The sequence below is a fragment of the Roseomonas sp. HF4 genome (assembly GCF_005222755.1).
In the GTDB taxonomy this organism is placed as follows: domain Bacteria; phylum Pseudomonadota; class Alphaproteobacteria; order Acetobacterales; family Acetobacteraceae; genus Neoroseomonas.
In genome coordinates this window covers 61,596-78,102 of record NZ_STGD01000018.1, presented here as the reverse complement: position 1 = coordinate 78,102, position 16,507 = coordinate 61,596, and the positions used below count along the sequence as shown (strand labels likewise).

Here is a 16,507-nt window from a genome sequence, read left to right as displayed (position 1 = left end):
GTCGGCGGAGGGAAACGTCCCCCGAACCCCCTCCCTTCCTTGGCTTCGGGCGCAGACCCTGGAGGGTGGGGTCCCGGATGCCGAAGGCGGTCGAATGGGGTTCGCAGGGCGGAGACCTCTCTCGCCTCGGCCCTAGTCGACATTCCCCGGATAGCCGGCCGATATGGTCATCGAGTGGTGAGCGTATCGGCGATCCGGCGGTTCTTGCAACGGTGACGGCGCCCGGATGGCGCACGCGTCGGGTCTGACTGGTCGATGGTCGCTGTTTGTTCTGCACAGGTGGATCCATCCGCGCGCCCCCACCCCTCTCGGGCTTCCTGACGCCGGCGCCGGCTGTCAGTCTCCAGGTTGCAAGGAAGGTCGAGGGCGCGCGGGCGCCCGCGGACGTCGCGCGGCGACGACGACGGGACCCGTGGAGGCGAGAAGTCTCCCTCTTCCTCCGCTTCCTGACGCAAGGGGGGACGCGATGCTGAAGGTCTGGGGCCGGGTGAACTCGGTCAATGTGAAGAAGGTGCTCTGGATCCTCGACGAGCTCGGCACGCCGCATGAACGCGCCGATGCCGGCATGGAGCACGGCGTGGTGGACACGCCGGAATACCGCGCCATGAATCCGAACGGCCGCGTGCCGACCATCGAGGATGACGGCTTCGTGCTGTGGGAATCGAACTCGATCCTGCGCTACCTCGCGATGAAGCACGGCAGCGCGCTCTATCCCGCCGACCCGGCGGCGCGGGCGAGTGCCGACCGCTGGATGGACTGGCAGCTCTCGACCCTCTCCGGCGCCGAGCGCAACCTGTTCTGGGGCATGGTGCGCACGCCGGCCGACAAGCGCGACATGGCTGCGGTGATGGCGGCGATGAAGGCGGGCGGCGCCTGCTGGTCCATGGTCGACGCCTGGATCGCGCGGCATGGCGGGCCGTATCTCGACGGGCCGACGATGACGATCGCCGACATCGTGCTCGGCTGCTACGCGCGGCGCTGGTTCGGGCCGGAGGTGCGCGTCGAGGGCATGCCGCGGTTCCCGACGCTCGAGGCCTGGTTCGCGACGATCGCGGAGCGGCCGGGCTTCCGGCGCTGGGTGGCGCCGCCGCTGAGCTGACGCCGCCGGGGCGCCCGCCCCTTTGCTGTGGATCAAGGTCCCGTGAAGTCCATTCGGACATCCTTTCCTAATTTCGGGGAAGGAGTCGTCTCATGGCGCGGGCAGGCTGCGTGCAGCGGCGGGTGTCGCGGGGGCGCCGTGCCGCCTTCGCCGCGACGGCGGTGCTGGCGGGGTGTTCCACGGTCGCGCGCGACGCGGCGGTGGTGCGCGGCTTCCAGTTGTCGGAGGTCGCCGGGCAGACCGGCATCGTGCTGCTGCGCGTCGTCGGCGCCGACGGCACGGGGGCCGGCGCGATCTCCCCGCGCGCGGAACTCTGGAACATGGACACGGGGCAGCGCCTGGCAGGGCCGGGGCGCTACCGGCCGCCAGGAGCGCCCGCCGAGGCAGGCTGGCGGCACGAGGGTCCGCTCCCCGCGGGGCGCTACTTCCTGCGGCTCGCGACGCCGGACCCGCGCGACGCGACGCCGGCGGACCTGACCTTCACGGTTCCGGCGCCTTCGCCGCCGGTCCTCTACGTGGGCACCTTCCGCTTTGCCTGCGAGGCCAATGCCGCCTGCCGCTTCGACCGCGCGCCGCTCGACCAGTCGGACGAGGCGCGGGCGCTGGTGGCGGCGGACGTGGCCGCCGCCGGGCCGCCCACGACCCGCCTGGCGCGGCCCTACCCCGCCGCGCTGGCGGCCAGCGGCCTGCCGCGCCCGGTGACGCCGGAGATCCGCGTGGACAGCCGCCTCTGGCTCGCGGCGATCGACTGGAATGCCGTCACGTCGCAAGGCGCCCTGCCCGCGCCGCCGGACCAGGTCCCCGCCGAGCCCCGCAGCGACCTGGAGCCCTGGTCCGGGGAGGAGTCGCTCGTCTCGACGTCGAATATGGGCGGACAGATCGGCGGCGCCATCGGCGGCGGGCTCGGCGCCGCGGCGGGCGCGGGCAGCATCTTCGCCCTCGGCGCCATGGTCGCCATCCTCGTCGTGGTTGTGCCAACGGTGCTGATCGCGCGCGCCATCGCCGAGGACCAGCGCAATCGCCGCACCGCCGAGGAGGCCCGCCGCACCGCCGAGGCGCTCCGCGCCGCCGCCCTCGCGCAGGAGCAATGGGGCCCCTGCGCCGCCGGCATCGCCGCGACGCTGGCACCCGACAACGTGGAGCGCCATCTGCGCGTGACCCTGTCGCCACAGCGCCAGGCCGGTCGCGGCGCGGCGCTGCCGGGGCCATGGGAGGCGACGGTGTCGCGCGTCATCTTCCGCCAGTGCGGCGCCGCGCCCGACCGCCACGGGGTCGAGGTCGCGACGCGCTGGACGGCGCGCCGCGCGGGAGAGGCCGACCCCGCCTTCGATATCGCCTTCGCGCGCAGCGTCGCGGAGGCGGACCCGGATCCGCGCCTCGTCCATTCCCGCCCGCCGCCCTGGGAACTGCCGGTGGCGAGCGCGGCGGCGTGCCGGCCGCTGGCCGCGTATTGCGGTGCGGGCGGATCGGCGCTGCTGCTGGAGGAGGTGCTGCGCGGCGTGACGGAGGCGCGCGATGCGATCGCGACGACACGGTAGCTTCTTCCACGCCGGTCTCGTCGCGACGGCAGCGCTCGCCGCCTGTGCGCCGCCGCGAGTACCGGTCGAACTGACGCCGCACGACCTGCAGCGCGCCTCCTCTCGCGGCGAGGTCCTCGTCCTCGCGCGGTTCCATCGCGCCGACACGGGGGAGGGGATCTTCGTCGGCGGGCAGACCGCCTCCGTACCCGCCATGGTCACGCGCATGGAGGACGGGCGCACGCAGCGCTTCGGTACCACCACGGCCTGGTCCCCCGCCGGCGCCCGCGGCTGGGTGCTGCAAGCCCTGCCGCCCGGAAGCTGGTACATGACGCTCGGCGGGGGCAACCAGCAGAACGACGGGCGCGCCTTCACCTTCATGGTGCCGGCGGGTGGCGGCCCCGCCTATGTCGGCTCCTTCCCCTTCGACTGCCCCTACACGGTCGCCCAGCCATGCCAGGCGATCGGCACGCCGCGCGCCGAGCCCGCGGCCGAGCGCCCCGCCCTGCCCGAAGGCACCAGCCCCGCGACCACGCGCCTCGCCGTGCGCTTTGACCGGCGCAGCGCCGCCGCGGGCTGGCCGGCACCCTCATCCATTACCGCGGGCATCAATTCCGTCGCGGTGCAGTCCGCGATCAACTGGGAGGATCTGGTGAGCCGCGCTGGCAGCCGGGGGATGATGTACATCGCAGGCGGTTTCGCGAGAATCGGCGCCTCGGCCGTGGAAGGGGGACGGGAAGTCGGCATCATCGTCGGAGCACCCTTTTTCGCGGCCGCGCTCGGGTCGGTTGCGATCGGCGCCCTGGCCGCGGGGGCGGAAGGGCTCCACACCGCAGTGGTCGTGCGTGAGTGGCAGCCCTGCCTGGAAGGTCTGAACGCACAGACGGCACCCGCGGCGATCGGAGCGCGCTTCGCCGAGGCGCTCGCCCTGCCCGCAGCTTCGCGCAGGGCTACGGCAGGCGGGGCGGCACCATGGACCGCCGAGGTCACGCGCGTCGTGCTGCGGCGCTGCAACGAGGCCGGGCAATACGGCGTCGAGGTCGCCACGCGCTGGACCGCCCCGGGCCGCGAGGCGCGCTTCCTGCGCGACATCCCGAACGCGCCGGATCTGCGCGGGCTGGTCTTTCCCGACCGCATGCCCTGGGAGGCGGAAGCCGGCGGTCCGGCGACCTGCCGGCCGCTCGCGGAGTATTGCCAGGCGCAAGCTGGCGCTCTCGTGACGGATGCCGTGGTCGAGGCGGTGACCGCGGCGCGGGACGCTCTGCTGGCAGGACGGTAAGACGGGGCGCCGTCCGCCCTCGACTCCCCACCGGCAAACTCAGTTTCCGGAATCCTCCGTCCAGCCCTTTACCGCCGTCACGCCGACAGGCGTGCCAGGCAAATGAACGATGTATGCCAAGGGCTTTCAGCCCTTCACGTCCATCGCCTGGCGCAGCCCATCCGACAGCAGGTTGAAGCAGATGCTGGTCACGAAGATGCAGACGCCCGGCAGAACGGCCACCCACGGCTGCACGTAGATCGCGGTGCGCAGCGTGTTCAGCATCAGCCCCCATTCGGGCTCAGGCGGCTTGGTGCCGAGGCCGAGGAAGGACAGCCCGCTCGCCAGGATCATGCAGACGGAAATGAGCGACGTCGCATAGACGAAGATCGGCCCCAGCACGTTGCCCAGCACATGCACCCGGACGATGGTGAAGGCGGAGGCGCCCGACGCCCGCGCCGCGTCCACGAAGTCGAGGTTGCGTACGCCCGTCGTCACGCTTTCCGCGACGCGGATGATCGGCGGGATGAAGACCAGCGTCAGCGCCAGGATGGCATTGGTGATGCCCGCGCCGAGCGCGCCCGAGATCGCGACCGCCAGCAGCACGGACGGGAAGGCGTAGAACACGTCCGTCACGCGCATGATCGCCATGTTCGTCTTGCCGCCGTTGAAGCCCGCCAGCACGCCGAGCGCGGTGCCGATCACGAAGGCGAGGAAGACCGGCACGATCCCCATGAACCAGGACAGCCGCCCCCCATGGATCAGGCGGGTCAGCATGTCGCGGCCGAGCTCGTCGGTGCCGAGCGGGTAGTTCGGCGTGCCGATCGGGCGCAGTCGGCGCAGCATCGAGCCCTGGTAGGGGTCGTGCGGCGCGACCAGCGGCGCGAACAGGATCACGAGGAACATCACCAGCAGCACCAGGGCGCAGGCGATGGTCAGCGGGTCACGGCGCAGGCGCTTCCAGACGCCGGCCCAGTAGCCCTGGGACTTCGCGACGGCCTGCTTCGCCTGGATGGCGAGCTCGGCCTCGGCGGCGCTGCGGGGGGTGGCGGTGCTCATCGGCTCATTCCCCTCTCACGCGCGCTTGATGCGGGGATCGAGCGCGGTCTGCACCAGGTCCACCAGCAGGTTGAGGCCCACGAAGAACATCGCCAGCACCAGGATGGTGCCCTGCAGCACCGGCAGGTCGCGCTGGAAGATCGCGTTGTTCAGCAGCAGCCCGGTGCCGGGCCAGGAGAACACCGTCTCGACCAGGATCGAGCCGCCCATCAGATAGCCGAGCTGCAGCCCGATCACGGCCAGCGCATTCGGCGCAGCGTTCTTGACCACGTGGATGAAGATGCCGGCGCGGGTCAGGCCCTTGCCGCGCAGCGCGGTGACGAATTCCTGGTTCATGATCTCGGCGATGATGCCGCGCACCGTGCGCGTCACGATGCCCATGGGAATGACGGCGAGCGTGACCGCGGGCAGCACCAGGTGCTGCATGTGTTCCCAGTTCCAGACCCAGTCGGCGGAGCCCCCGGGGCCAGCCCCCATCGCCGGCAGCCAGTTCAGCTGCACCGAGAACAGCACGACCATGACCATGCCGAGCCAGTAGTGCGGCACCGATACGCCCGCGACCGCGATGCCCACCGCGACGCGGTCGATCAGCGACCCGCGGAAGGTCCCCGCGAGCCCGCCCAGCACGCAGCCCAGCACGAAGCCGAGGATCGAGGCGACGCTCGCCAGCAGCAGCGTGTTCGAGATGGCGCCCGACAGGTCCGACCAGACCGTGCGCCCCGTGGCGAGCGAGCGGCCGAGGTCGCCCTGCACCACCTTGGCCAGCCAGATGCCGAACTGCACGGGCAGCGGCTTGTCGAGGCCATAGTCGCGCCGGACCTGTTCCACCACGTCGCCCGGCGCATCGGCCGGCACGATGGCGTTGATCGGGTCGCCCGGCGCGATCTGCACCAGCATGAAGCAGAACAGCCCGACCGCGAGCGCGATCGGGATGGCGTAGAGGATGCGCCTGATCAGGTAGAAGAACATCCGCTCATCCTCTCATTCTCTCGGCACGCCGCCGGAACCCGGCCGCGACGGCACGGGACCGGGGCCCATCGGGATCCCCGCGACGGCTTCGCGAAGCGCAGCACGGCGAAAGCGTCGCGGGGAACGGGTCACTGGATGTACGGCAGCCGCAGGTCGACGAACCACGATTGCGGCTGCACGTAGCCGCGCACGCGCGGCGACATCGCCCGCGGCGCCACGTCATGCGCGATCCAGATGAACAGCGCCTCGTCCACGCCCGCCGCGTGCAGCCGCGCCAGGGCCGCGTCGCGCGCCGCCGGCTCGAAGGCGTTGCGGGCCTCGGCGATCATGGCGTCGAAGCGCGGGTCGCTGAAATGGCCCCAGTTGTTCGAAACGGGCGGCGCCATCCGGCTGTCCCAGAAGCGCACCATCGCGAAGAAGGGGTCCATGGCGGCGAAGGAGACGTTGATCGCGTGCACCCCGCGCGCCGAGGCGTGCTGGCACCCGTTGCGCCAGTTGGTGAACAGCGCGTTCCACTCGATCACGTCGAACTCGACGTTCACGCCGACCTCGCGCAGCTGCTGCTGCACGTATTCATTCATCGGCAGCGGCTGCATCTGCCCCGAGCCCGAGGCCGAAATCTGCACCTTGAGCGTCAGCGGCCGCTGCGCGGTGTAGCCGGCCTCGGCCAGCAGGCGCCGCGCCTCGGCCTTGTCGGTGCGGATGGCGAAGGACGGGTTGCCCCACCACGGGTGCCCCTGCGGCACCGTGCCGACGGGCACCGCCATCATGCCGCCGAGCAGGGTGCGCAGCCCCTCGCGGTCGATCGCGAGGTTGATGGCGCGGCGCACCCGCACGTCGCGCAGCGGCGAGCCTTCCGCGAAGCAGGGCTGCCACGGCCAGACATGCGGCTGCGCGTTGGACGTGATGGTCATCCCGCGCGAGCGAAGCTGCGGGATGGCGTCGGGCGCCGGCGCCTCGATCCAGTCGACCTGGTTCGACAGCAGCGCAGCCGTGCGGGCATTCGCCTCGGGGATCGGCAGCAGCACGATGCGCTCGGCGCGCGCCTTCTCCCCCCAATAGGCGTCGTTGCGCACGAGCTCGGCGCGTTCGCGCGGCACCAGCCGCGCCAGGCGGAAGGGGCCGGTGCCGGAAGGCTCGCGCGCGAAGGCGTTCCACGCGCCCTGCGCGTCGGGTGCCGCGGCGCGCAGCCGGTCCCACTGCGCGGGGGACGCCATGAACAGGTTGGTCAGGTTGATCGGCAGCAGGCTGTCGGGCTGCGCGGTGATGAGCGCGACGGTGTAGTCGTCGATCTTCTCGGCGCGGCGCAGCGTCGGCATGCGCGTCGCCGTCACGCCGACCTGGCGCGGGTCGAAATGCGGCGCCTCGCGGTCCAGGACCTTGCGGACGTTCCAGACCACGGCGTCGGCGTTGAACTCCGACCCGTCGTGGAAGCGCACGCCGCGGCGCAGGGTGAAGATCCAGCGCGTGCGGTCGTTGGCGTCGACCCGCCACTCGGTCGCAAGCCCGGGCAGGATCGTCGAGGGCCGCTCGGCGGAGGAGAGATCCCACATCGTCAGGCTGTCGAAGATCGGGATGCCGGTGAAGCGGTTCCCCTCGAAGCCCTGGTCCGGCTGGCCGTTGGTCAGCGGGATGTCGGCCGCGGTCATGCCGATGCGGATGGTGCCCTGCGCGGCGGCAGGCTGGGCCGCCATCAGCGGCAGGGCCGCCAGGCAGGCCGTGAGCAGGTAACGTCGCAGGCCCATGGCCCAGATCCTCCGGTGGCGGTGTCCCCGGGGCCGGCGGGATGTCTCCTCGCCCATGGCTGTCCCGCCGCGATGCGGCCGACCCCGCTCCATGGCAGCAAGGGTCATGCCATCCCCGACCCCGCCTTCATCCTGCACGGAATGCCCGCGCGCTGCCTAGGATGTCGGCATATGCCCATGCATGGGGCGGTATTGCCGCCGGCGCGGCGCCGTGCTGATCGGGGCGCATGCGCATTCTCCTGCTGAACGGCAATACCGATTCCGCCATCACGGACCTGCTCGCCGCCCGGGCGGCAGAGGCGATCCCGCGCCTCGGCCTGCCGCGGGCCGAGGTGGTGCCGGCCACCGCGCCCTTCGGCGCCCGCTACATCGCGACGCGTGCCGCCGTCGCGGTCGCGGGCCATGCCGTGCTGGCGGCGCTGGCCGAGCAGGTCGGGCCGGACAACCCGCGGGGCTTCGACGCCGCGCTGATCGCCTGCTTCGGCGAACCGGGCATCGAGGCGGCGCGCGAGGTGCTGCCCATCCCGGTGGTCGGCATGGCGGAGGCCTCGATCGCGGCGGCGCTGGCGCTGGCGCCCCGCATCGCGCTGCTGACCGGCGGCGCCGCCTGGGTGCCGATGCTGCAGGACTTCGCCCTGGTTCGCGGCCACGGGCCGGACCGCGTGCTCGTGCGCGGCGTGGCGCCCACCGGGGACATGATCGCGCGCGACCCTGACGGCGCGCTCGCGCTGCTGGCCGAGGCGGCCAACGAGGCCACGGCGGCGGGCGCCGGCGTGGTGGTGCTGGGCGGCGCGGGGCTGGCCGGGATCGCGCCGCGCCTGGCGCCGCGCGTGGCGGTGCCGGTGCTGGACAGTCTCGACTGCGCGCTGGCCGCGGCACTCGCGCCGCAGGGAGCGGCCGGGCCGCACATCGTGCAGGCGCCGCAGGCCGGGCTTTCCCCCGCGCTCGCACGGCTGCTGGCGGCCGGTGGCGGCTGAGTCCCGCTCGGGTCTTGGGTAAACCGTTCTAGAATCAACACTTTGCCAAAGGGTGCCCGGCCGCCTGTGCTTCCCACCGGGCACGGATTGCTCTAGGTGAAACCCACCGCGCGGCCCCCCGGCCGCCCCACGCGACATGAGACGCGATCCCGAGAGATGAGCGAGAAGCAGGACACCCCACCCGAGGGCGCCGCCCCCGAGACGCCCGCCGACACCGAGGCCGCCGCCGCGCCGGCGCCCGAGCCGACGCCCGAGGAACGCATCGCTGCCCTCGAGGCCGAGGCCGCGTCCTTCAAGGACAAGTGGCTGCGCGCCGAGGCGGAGATGCAGAACCTGCGCACCCGCACGACGCGGGAGGTGCAGGAGGCACGCGCCTACGCCACCCAGAAATTCGCGCAGGACGTGGTCGAGGCGGCCGAGAACCTCCGCCGCGGCATCGAGGCCCTGCCGTCGAAGCAGGAGGGCGAGCCCGACGTGCTGCAGAAGATCCGCGACGGGATCGAAGGCGTCGAACGCTCCTTCCTCGGCATCCTGGAGCGCAACGGCGTGCGCGCGGACACCCCGACGGGCAAGCCCTTCGACCCCGACCTGCACCAGGCCATGGCCGAGCAACCGGCACCCGAGGGCGTCGCGCCGGGCACGGTCGTCGCCTGCTGGACGCGCGCCTGGACGCTGAACGGGCGGCTGCTGAAGCCGGCGATGGTCGTGGTAGCGGGGCGGCCCGCCGCGGGCTGATCAGGTCGGGGGAGGAGAACCTCCCCCGAGCCCCCCTCCCTTCTCTGGGACTTGGCGCCGGTCCTGAAAGGTGCGGCGCCAAGTCCCAGAGAAGGTTGAGGGGGGGGGTTGGGGGGAGAAAGTCCCTTCTCCCCCCGCCCGTCACGCAACGCTACGCGCCGACCTTCCCCTCGATCGCATCCCAGATCGCGCGTTCGAGGTAGACGCCGTCGAAGCGCGCGATCTCCTGCAGGCCAGTCGGGCTGGTGACGTTGATCTCCGTCAGGTAGCCGCCGATCACGTCGATGCCGACGAAGATCATGCCGCGTGCCTTCAGTTCCGGCCCGATGGCCGCGCAGATCTCGCGCTCGCGCTCGGTCATGGTCGTCTGCACCGCCTTGCCGCCGACATGCATGTTGGACCGCGCCTCGCCGGCCGCCGGCACGCGGTTGATGGCGCCCATCGCGACGCCGTCCACCAGGATGATGCGCTTGTCGCCTTCCCGCACGGCGGGGACGTATTTCTGGATGACCAGCGGCTCGCGCGACCGTTCGGTGAACATCTCGACGAGCGCGTTCATGTTCGGATCGTCCGGGCGCAGGTGGAAGACGCCGGCGCCGCCGTTGCCGAACAGCGGTTTGATGATGATGTCGCCGTGCTCGCGCCTGAAATCGGCGATGCGCCTGCGGTCGGCGGTGACCATCGTGACCGGCATGAGGTCGGGGAAATGCGTGACGAACAGCTTCTCCGGCGCGTTGCGCACGCTGGCCGGGTCGTTCACCACCAGCGTCTTCGGGTGGATGTGCTCGAGGATGTGGGTCGCCGTGATGTAGCCCATGTCGAAGGGCGGGTCCTGGCGCATCAGCACGACATCGGCGCCTGAGCCGAGGTCGAGTTCCTCCTCAGCCCCGAAGGTGAAGTGGTTGCCGTGCGCGCGGCGCACCTCGACCGGCCGCGCCCAGGCGGTGACGCGCCCGCCGCGCAGCGCCAGGTCCCGCACGTGGTAGTGCCAGAGCGCATGGCCGCGCGCCTGCGCTTCCAGCATCAGCGCGAAGGTGCTGTCGGCATCGATGTTGATCGTCTCGATCGGGTCCATCTGGACCGCGACGCGGAGGCTGCGGGGCATGGGCTGGAATCCCTGAACCTGGTCCGGGGCGGACCGCTTGGCTCTCTCGTGCCATCTGGCGCCTGGTTCTGCCAGGGGGGGAGCCTTTACCACCCAGGGTTGTTTTGAATTAATGCGTTGCGATTTCTGGTTAAGTGCTGACCCGGATGTGGCATAGGTTTCGACATCCTTAAGGCCCCCCGGGGCCGAGGCGGCAGGATGCCGCGCCCTCCCGATCCGTCGAGACGCGCCATGCTCCTGTCCCTGCCCGCCCTGTTCCTGCTGGACGACGTTGTGCTGCCCGAGGAGGTGCTGTTCGACGGCGCGCCGACGGCCGAGTCGCCGGCCCCGCCCGCCGACGCCGCGCCGCCCGTCGCCCTGGTGCCGAAGGACGCCTTCCCCACCGCCGTCGCGCTCGACGCCATCTTCGCTGCCTTGGCCGGCCCGCCGCCCGGCCCCGACGCGGCGCTGCGCCAGGAAGTGGCGGCACAGCTCGGCCTCGATGCCGCCACAGCCGCCGATGCCGCGCTGTTCGAGGCGGCGCTCGCCGCCCTGCCGCCGCCGGGGCCGGAGCCCGACCCGGCGGCGCCCGCCGGCCTGCCCGCACCCGAGCCCGCCGGCCTGCCGGAGGAGATCGCGATCGCGTCGCCCATCTCCTTCGACTGGGACGCGCTGAGCCGGGACTGGTTGGAGTTCGGCCGCGGCTGGATGCTGGGCTGACGGCCCTCCCGCCAGCCGGATCGGGCAGCGGCCGGCAGTGGCGCGCAGGGGCGCGGGCGAGGCGGGACCCGCGCCCCGACCTTCGGGTCAGATCCGCAGCGTGCCGGTCCGCGCCGCCTCGTAGCGCGCGGCGATCTTCTCCCAGTTCAGGACGTTCCACCACGCCGCCAGGTAGTCGGCGCGGCGGTTCTGGTAGCGCAGGTAGTAGGCGTGTTCCCAGACGTCGTTGCCCATCAGCACGCGCCCGCCATCCATCAGCGGCGTGTCCTGGCCGGGCTTGGTGGTGATGGCGAGGTTGCCGGCCGGCGTGACGCTTACGAAGACCCAGCCCGAGCCGAAGACCCGCGCCCCGGCCGTGTTGAAGTCGGTGCGGAACTTCTCCATGCCGCCGAGGTCGCGGTCGATCGCGGCCTTGAGGTCACCGGTCGGCTCGCCGCCCGGCCCGCCCATGATCTCCCAGAACATGGAATGGTTCGCGTGGCCGCCGCCATTGTTGCGGATGGCGGTGCGCACGGCGTCGGGCACCTGCGAGAGGCGCAGCAGCAGGTCGTCGAGCTGCATCTGCGCGAGCGCCGTATGCTCGCGCACGGCGGCGTTGAGCCCCGCCACCTGGCCGCCATGGTGGCGGGCGTGGTGGATCTCCATGGTCATGGCGTCGATGGCGCGTTCGTTCGCGCCTGGCGCATACGGCAGCGGCGGCAGGCTGAACGGCCCGGCCGGCGCCTGGGCGTAGGCAGGCCGGCGCGGCAGGGCGGCGGCGGCGGCAAGGCCGGCGGCGCCGAGCAGCAGGAAGCGGCGGTGGGTCGTCATGACGTTACTCCCCTTTCAAGTGCGGGAGAGCATGGGCACGCGGCGACCGGCCCGCAACGGCGTTGCTGCCCGGGGGGGGCGGCCAAGGGGGGAAGCCAGGCGCGCGGCCGGGGCCGCGCGGCGCCTCAGTTCTCCTCGTCGCGGTCGGTCGAGACCTCGATGTCCTCGCCGATCGCCTCGGCGTCGTCCTCGAGCTCGTCGGCGTCCTCGATCGCCTCGTCGCCCTCGACGTCCTCGACCTCCAGCTCCTCGGCTTCCAGCTCCGGAGCGGCGGCGCGCTTCTTGACCTTCTCCTCCGGCACGGGCGTGGGCACGGCGCGGCGCAGGCGCGGCTGCTCGGCCGGCTGCTCGGTGCCGCATTTGGGGCAGATCGCGGGGGCGCGCGTCAGGTCGTAGAAGCGCGTGCCGCAGGCGACGCAGCTGCGCTTCAGGCCGAGTTCGGGCTTTGCCATCGGGTCACTTCCGTCTCGCGCACCGGCCCGCCCGCCGGGAAGGCCGCGCGCCGTCTGCAAAAGGTCGGGCGCATTGCCACGCGATGGCGGGACATGTCAAACGCGGCCCTGCCATGACCCATGCCGCACCGCGCCCGCTCCGCGCCGAAGCCCCCCGATCCCCGCTCTCCGGCCGGCTCGGCGTGCCGGGGGACAAGTCGATCAGCCACCGCGCCCTGATGTTTGGCGCGGTCGCAGTCGGCACGACCGAGATCACGGGCCTGCTGGAAGGCGAGGACGTGCTCCGCACCGCCGCCGCCATGCGCGCGCTGGGCGCGGAGGTGACGCAGACCGGACCGGGCGCCTGGCGCGTCGCCGGGCGCGGCGTGGGCGGGCTGGTCGAGCCGGCCGACGTGCTGGACATGGGCAATTCCGGCACCGCGGCGCGGCTGCTGCTGGGGCTCATCTCCGGCCACCCGATCTTCGCGGTGATGACCGGCGATGCCTCGCTGCGCCGTCGCCCGATGAAGCGGGTGACGGACCCCCTCTCGGCCAGCGGGGCGCAGTTCTGGACGCGGGAGGGCGGGCGCCTGCCGCTCGCCGTGCGCGGCGCGGCCGATCCGCTGCCGATCGACTACGTGCTGCCCGTGGCCTCGGCGCAGGTGAAGTCCGCCTGCCTGCTGGCCGGCCTCTGCGCGCCCGGTACGACCCAGGTGATCGAGCGCGAGGCGACGCGCGACCACACCGAGAACATGCTCCGCCATTTCGGCGCGACCGTGACGGTGCAGGACACGCCGCAGGGCCGCGTGATCACGCTGGAGGGCCAGCCGGAACTGACGGCGGCGCCGGTGCTGGTGCCGGGCGATCCGTCCTCGGCGGCCTTCCCGGTGGTGGCAGCGCTGCTGGTGCCGGGGTCGCGCGTGGTGGTCGAGAATGTCGGGCTCAATCCGCTGCGCACCGGCCTGCTCGCGACGCTGCGCGAGATGGGCGCGGTGCTCCGCGTCGAGAACGAGCGCCTGGCGGGCGGCGAGCCGGTCGGCGACATCGTGGCCGAATATGCCGGGCTGCAGGGCGTCGAGGTGCCGCCCGGCCGGGCGCCGTCGATGATCGACGAATACCCGGTGCTGGCCGTGGCCGCGGCCGCCGCGCGCGGCACGACGCGCATGCGCGGGCTGGCGGAACTGCGGGTGAAGGAAAGCGACCGCCTGGCCGCCACCGCCGCGCTGCTGGCCGCGAACGGCGTGCGCGCGGAGATCGAGGGCGACGACCTCGTCGTGTACGGCACCGGCGGCGCCATTCCCGGCGGCGGCACGGTCGAGACGCACATGGACCATCGCATCGCGATGGCCGCGCTGGTCATGGGCCTTGCGGCGCAGCGCCCCGTGGCGGTGGACGACGCCGCCTTCATCGAGACCTCCTTCCCCGGCTTCGCCGCGCTGATGAACGGCGTGGCCGGCGGCGCGGCGATCGGGCCGGCCTGAGCCATGGCGCCGAACGGCGTCGTCATCGCCGTGGACGGGCCCGCGGCCGCGGGCAAGGGCACGCTGGCGCGGCGGCTCGCGCAGGCGCTGGGGCTGCCCTATCTCGACACCGGGCTGCTGTATCGCGCCGTCGGACGGCGCGTGCTCGATGCCGGGGCCGACCCGCGCGACGCCACGGCGGCCGAGGCGGCGGCGCGCGCGCTGGCGCCCGCCGACCTCGACCGGGCGGATTTGCGCGGGCCGATGGCCGACATGGCGGCGAGCGCGGTCGCCGCGATCCCGGCCGTGCGCGCCGCGCTGCTGGACTTCCAGCGGCGCTTCGGAGCCGAGCACGGCGCGGTGCTGGACGGGCGCGACATCGGCACGGTGGTCTTTCCCGCAGCGCGGGTGAAACTGTTCGTGACCGCGAGCGTCGAGGAACGTGCCCGCCGCCGCTTCCTGGAGCTGCGCGGCCGCGGCGTCGCCGCCGACCCGGCGCAGGTGGCGGCCGAGATCCGCGACCGCGACGCGCAGGACGCGAACCGGCCGATCGCGCCGCTCAGGCCGGCGGCGGACGCCGTGACGCTCGACACCACCGCGCTCGACGCCGAGGCCGCCTTCGCGGCGGCGATGGCGGTGGTGCGGGACAGGCTGGCGGCGAAGGGCTGAAGGCGGCGCCTATTCCGCCCAGGAGGACCGGCCCTGGATGCCCCAGCGCCCGTCCTTGAAGGTCACGATGTAGAATGATCGGTACGATCCGATCACGCTGCCATCGGCGCGGAAGCGGCTGAACTGCACGCGGAAATGCACCTTGCCGGGGCCGGCGTCGACCAGTTCAACGTAGTCCCACGCGCTGCGCGCCCAGTCCCGCGACTGCCCGAGCCGCTCGAAGACGCGGCTGCGGAAATCCTCGGGCTTCTCGAAGATCGTGACCTGGCCGCTGTGGAAGCGGACATGCGGGAAGTGGTACCAGCGGGTGCGGATCGCTTCCGCATCCTCGGCGCTGAAGGCTCCCATGAAGCCGTCCATGACCGCGCGGGCGGCGGCGACGTCCTCGGTTTCGGTCATGTCGACGACGCTCCGTGCACTGTGACCCAGGTGTCGAGCAGCATGTCGCGCCGGCGGGCGAACAGCGCGCCCCATGTCGCCCGCTGCGCCTGCTGGTCCGAGCCCGGCGCCGCCTGCCAGAAGCGGCTGCCCTCCCAGGACGCGAGCGAGGGGTACCAGGTCATCAGCAGCACATGCGCCGGACCGGCCTCGGCGCGGTCCTGCCAGAGGCCGAGCGGCTCGGAACCGGTGTCGCCCTCGAAGCCGGTCCAGGCCTCGGTCGTGATGGCGACCATCTCGGCCACGCGATCGGCGGGCAGAACGAACCAGCGGTGCGTCACGATCCCGCCGCGCGCGGGGTCGGGCGGCGTTTCACCACGTGTCAGGATGGTCAGCACGCGCGTGCTCAGCGCGGCGACGTCCGGGTCCGCGGCCTCCGGCGCTGGCGGCGGTTCGCCCGGCCAGAGCGAGGCACGCGTGACGAGGTTCATCGACGGACCGATCTGCGCCCGCCACAGGCCGAACATCCGCCCGCCCGGGACCTCACCGAGCCGTCCCTGCAGGGCGGCGGCGCGGCGGGGGTGGGCGGTGAATTCCTCGAAGCGCAGCAGCGTCATGGCGCTCAACCCTCCAGCCTCAGCCCGGTGCGGGCGATGATGTCGCGCCAGCGCACGCGCTCCGCCGCCAGGAAGGCGCGGAATTCTACCGGGCCCAGGAAGGCCGGGTCGAAGCCGAGGGCGCGCAGGCGCGCCGTCGTGTCGGCTTCGGCCATGATTCGGCCGAGCAGCGCGCCGGTCTGGTCCACGAAGCCTGGCGCGACGCGCGCGGAGGCCGCCAGCGAATAGAAGGCGTTGTGGTCGAGCTGCGGGAAGCCTGCCTCGGCCACGGTCGCGACCGCGGGCAGCTCCGGCCGCCGCGCGGCGCCGGTCACGGCGATGACGCGCACGGCGGGTTCCCGCAGCAGCCCCAGCAGTCCGCCGGCAGAGACCGCGTAGAACTGCAGCCGCCCCGCCACCAGGTCCTGCAGCGCCGGGTTCGCACCGCGATAGGGGATGTGCTGGATGTCGAGCCCGAGCCCCTGGGCCATCATGGCGCCGATGACATGCGCCAGCGTGCCCGGGCCGGCCGATCCGTAGTTCACCTGGCCGGGATGGGCGCGCGCCCAGGCGACGAACTCCGCGAGGCTCTGCGCCGGCACGCTGGAATGCACGGCGAAGGCGTACCAGGAGATCACGAGGCGGGCGATCGGCGCGAAGTCGCGCTCGGGGTCGTAGGGGATGGCGGGGCGCAGCATCGGGTTGCGCACCAGCGAAGAATCGCTGCCGAGGATCAGCGTATGGCCATCGGGCTCGGCGGCGACGCCGGCCTGCATGGCGATGTCGCCACCGGCGCCGGGCTTGGGTTCCACCACCACCGCCTGGCCGGTCAGCGCGGTGACGCGCGCGCCGACCAGCCGCGCCAGCGCATCCGTGGCGCCGCCCGCGGCGAAGGGGGTGATGATGCGGAGCGGACGCTGCTGGGCGCGAAGCGCGGGCGCGGGGAGCAGCGCCGCGGCCAGGACGGCGCGGCGGAGCATGGCGGTTTCCTCCGCGGCGA

The 16,507-nt window shown here is 72.7% G+C and carries 17 protein-coding genes; 8 read left to right on the top strand and 9 right to left on the bottom strand.

Features of this window, described 5'->3' with window-relative positions:
- Nucleotides 1–466 precede the first annotated feature (466 nt).
- The 3 genes from E8M80_RS22210 (at nt 467) to E8M80_RS22200 (ending at nt 3,895) form a co-directional block, all read left to right on the top strand.
- Nucleotides 467–1,099 carry a glutathione S-transferase family protein gene (locus E8M80_RS22210; protein ID WP_137127928.1) on the top strand — a complete coding sequence of 211 codons (633 nt, stop codon included), beginning with the start codon at nt 467–469 and terminating at the stop codon, nt 1,097–1,099.
- A 92-nt stretch (nt 1,100–1,191) separates the two neighbouring features.
- Complete coding sequence (locus E8M80_RS22205; protein WP_137127927.1) at nt 1,192–2,637, top strand: hypothetical protein; 1,446 nt, start codon at nt 1,192–1,194, stop codon at nt 2,635–2,637.
- Nucleotides 2,615–3,895, top strand: coding sequence for a hypothetical protein (locus E8M80_RS22200; RefSeq protein ID WP_137127926.1), 1,281 nt, complete (start codon nt 2,615–2,617; stop codon nt 3,893–3,895). The genes E8M80_RS22205 and E8M80_RS22200 overlap by 23 nt, the downstream gene beginning before the upstream one ends.
- A gap of 126 nt (nt 3,896–4,021) precedes the next feature.
- On the opposite strand, the gene E8M80_RS22195 is transcribed toward E8M80_RS22200, so the two are convergent.
- From E8M80_RS22195 to E8M80_RS22185, 3 genes are all read right to left on the bottom strand, one after another.
- Nucleotides 4,022–4,933, bottom strand: coding sequence for an ABC transporter permease (locus E8M80_RS22195; RefSeq protein ID WP_137127925.1), 912 nt, complete (start codon nt 4,931–4,933; stop codon nt 4,022–4,024).
- Between the two features lie 15 nt (nt 4,934–4,948).
- On the bottom strand, nt 4,949–5,902 hold the full coding sequence (locus E8M80_RS22190) for an ABC transporter permease (protein WP_137127924.1): 954 nt from the start codon (nt 5,900–5,902) through the stop codon (nt 4,949–4,951).
- Nucleotides 5,903–6,030: 128 nt separating this feature from the next.
- A complete protein-coding gene (locus E8M80_RS22185) occupies nt 6,031–7,647 on the bottom strand; it encodes an ABC transporter substrate-binding protein (protein WP_137127923.1) in 1,617 nt (538 codons plus the stop codon).
- 227 nt (nt 7,648–7,874) lie between these two features.
- On the opposite strand from E8M80_RS22185, the gene E8M80_RS22180 reads away from it, so the two are divergent.
- On the top strand, nt 7,875–8,624 hold the full coding sequence (locus tag E8M80_RS22180) for an aspartate/glutamate racemase family protein (protein ID WP_137127922.1): 750 nt from the start codon (nt 7,875–7,877) through the stop codon (nt 8,622–8,624).
- A 156-nt stretch (nt 8,625–8,780) separates the two neighbouring features.
- Nucleotides 8,781–9,359, top strand: coding sequence for a nucleotide exchange factor GrpE (locus E8M80_RS22175; protein WP_137127921.1), 579 nt, complete (start codon nt 8,781–8,783; stop codon nt 9,357–9,359).
- A 151-nt stretch (nt 9,360–9,510) separates the two neighbouring features.
- Here E8M80_RS22175 and gshB read toward each other — a convergent pair whose 3' ends face one another.
- A complete protein-coding gene (gshB, locus tag E8M80_RS22170) occupies nt 9,511–10,464 on the bottom strand; it encodes a glutathione synthase (RefSeq protein ID WP_137127920.1) in 954 nt (317 codons plus the stop codon).
- Nucleotides 10,465–10,695: 231 nt separating this feature from the next.
- Here gshB and E8M80_RS22165 point away from each other — a divergent pair, with 231 nt between their 5' ends.
- On the top strand, nt 10,696–11,163 hold the full coding sequence (locus E8M80_RS22165; RefSeq protein ID WP_137127919.1) for a hypothetical protein: 468 nt from the start codon (nt 10,696–10,698) through the stop codon (nt 11,161–11,163).
- Nucleotides 11,164–11,250: 87 nt separating this feature from the next.
- Here the strand turns inward: E8M80_RS22165 and E8M80_RS22160 are convergent, their stop codons facing one another.
- Both E8M80_RS22160 and E8M80_RS22155 read right to left on the bottom strand, forming a co-directional pair.
- Entirely contained in the window at nt 11,251–11,973 is a 723-nt protein-coding gene (locus E8M80_RS22160) for a superoxide dismutase (RefSeq protein WP_137127918.1), read from the bottom strand.
- Between the two features lie 125 nt (nt 11,974–12,098).
- Entirely contained in the window at nt 12,099–12,425 is a 327-nt protein-coding gene (locus tag E8M80_RS22155) for a TIGR02300 family protein (RefSeq protein WP_137127917.1), read from the bottom strand.
- A gap of 113 nt (nt 12,426–12,538) precedes the next feature.
- Between E8M80_RS22155 and aroA the strand changes: the two genes are divergently transcribed.
- Both aroA and cmk read left to right on the top strand, forming a co-directional pair.
- Nucleotides 12,539–13,885, top strand: coding sequence for a 3-phosphoshikimate 1-carboxyvinyltransferase (gene aroA / locus E8M80_RS22150; RefSeq protein WP_137127916.1), 1,347 nt, complete (start codon nt 12,539–12,541; stop codon nt 13,883–13,885).
- A gap of 3 nt (nt 13,886–13,888) precedes the next feature.
- On the top strand, nt 13,889–14,533 hold the full coding sequence (cmk, locus tag E8M80_RS22145) for a (d)CMP kinase (protein ID WP_137127915.1): 645 nt from the start codon (nt 13,889–13,891) through the stop codon (nt 14,531–14,533).
- Between the two features lie 9 nt (nt 14,534–14,542).
- On the opposite strand, the gene E8M80_RS22140 is transcribed toward cmk, so the two are convergent.
- From E8M80_RS22140 to E8M80_RS22130, 3 genes are read right to left on the bottom strand one after another with little or no spacing between them, the layout of a single operon-like run.
- A complete protein-coding gene (locus E8M80_RS22140; RefSeq protein ID WP_137127914.1) occupies nt 14,543–14,932 on the bottom strand; it encodes a hypothetical protein in 390 nt (129 codons plus the stop codon).
- The gene (locus tag E8M80_RS22135) at nt 14,929–15,528 is read right to left on the bottom strand and encodes a hypothetical protein (protein WP_137127913.1); all 600 of its coding nucleotides are present in this window, start codon (nt 15,526–15,528) and stop codon (nt 14,929–14,931) included. Before E8M80_RS22135 ends, E8M80_RS22140 begins: the two co-directional genes overlap by 4 nt.
- Nucleotides 15,529–15,533: 5 nt before the next feature.
- Entirely contained in the window at nt 15,534–16,487 is a 954-nt protein-coding gene (locus tag E8M80_RS22130; protein WP_170979571.1) for a tripartite tricarboxylate transporter substrate binding protein, read from the bottom strand.
- Between the last annotated feature and the right edge of the window lie 20 nt (nt 16,488–16,507).

Bases quoted from the DNA above. Each gene is read 5' to 3' on its own strand.
- E8M80_RS22135 (WP_137127913.1), bottom strand. From the start codon at position 15,528: ATGACGCTGCTGCGCTTCGAGGAATTCACCGCCCACCCCCGCCGCGCC.
- E8M80_RS22175 (WP_137127921.1), top strand. From the start codon at position 8,781: ATGAGCGAGAAGCAGGACACCCCACCCGAGGGCGCCGCCCCCGAGACG.
- E8M80_RS22200 (WP_137127926.1), top strand. From the start codon at position 2,615: ATGCGATCGCGACGACACGGTAGCTTCTTCCACGCCGGTCTCGTCGCG.
- gshB (WP_137127920.1), bottom strand. From the start codon at position 10,464: ATGCCCCGCAGCCTCCGCGTCGCGGTCCAGATGGACCCGATCGAGACG.
- E8M80_RS22210 (WP_137127928.1), top strand. From the start codon at position 467: ATGCTGAAGGTCTGGGGCCGGGTGAACTCGGTCAATGTGAAGAAGGTG.
- E8M80_RS22180 (WP_137127922.1), top strand. From the start codon at position 7,875: ATGCGCATTCTCCTGCTGAACGGCAATACCGATTCCGCCATCACGGAC.
- E8M80_RS22140 (WP_137127914.1), bottom strand. From the start codon at position 14,932: ATGACCGAAACCGAGGACGTCGCCGCCGCCCGCGCGGTCATGGACGGC.
- E8M80_RS22165 (WP_137127919.1), top strand. From the start codon at position 10,696: ATGCTCCTGTCCCTGCCCGCCCTGTTCCTGCTGGACGACGTTGTGCTG.
- aroA (WP_137127916.1), top strand. From the start codon at position 12,539: ATGACCCATGCCGCACCGCGCCCGCTCCGCGCCGAAGCCCCCCGATCC.
- E8M80_RS22155 (WP_137127917.1), bottom strand. From the start codon at position 12,425: ATGGCAAAGCCCGAACTCGGCCTGAAGCGCAGCTGCGTCGCCTGCGGC.
- E8M80_RS22205 (WP_137127927.1), top strand. From the start codon at position 1,192: ATGGCGCGGGCAGGCTGCGTGCAGCGGCGGGTGTCGCGGGGGCGCCGT.
- E8M80_RS22195 (WP_137127925.1), bottom strand. From the start codon at position 4,933: ATGAGCACCGCCACCCCCCGCAGCGCCGCCGAGGCCGAGCTCGCCATC.
- E8M80_RS22185 (WP_137127923.1), bottom strand. From the start codon at position 7,647: ATGGGCCTGCGACGTTACCTGCTCACGGCCTGCCTGGCGGCCCTGCCG.
- cmk (WP_137127915.1), top strand. From the start codon at position 13,889: ATGGCGCCGAACGGCGTCGTCATCGCCGTGGACGGGCCCGCGGCCGCG.
- E8M80_RS22160 (WP_137127918.1), bottom strand. From the start codon at position 11,973: ATGACGACCCACCGCCGCTTCCTGCTGCTCGGCGCCGCCGGCCTTGCC.
- E8M80_RS22190 (WP_137127924.1), bottom strand. From the start codon at position 5,902: ATGTTCTTCTACCTGATCAGGCGCATCCTCTACGCCATCCCGATCGCG.
- E8M80_RS22130 (WP_170979571.1), bottom strand. From the start codon at position 16,487: ATGCTCCGCCGCGCCGTCCTGGCCGCGGCGCTGCTCCCCGCGCCCGCG.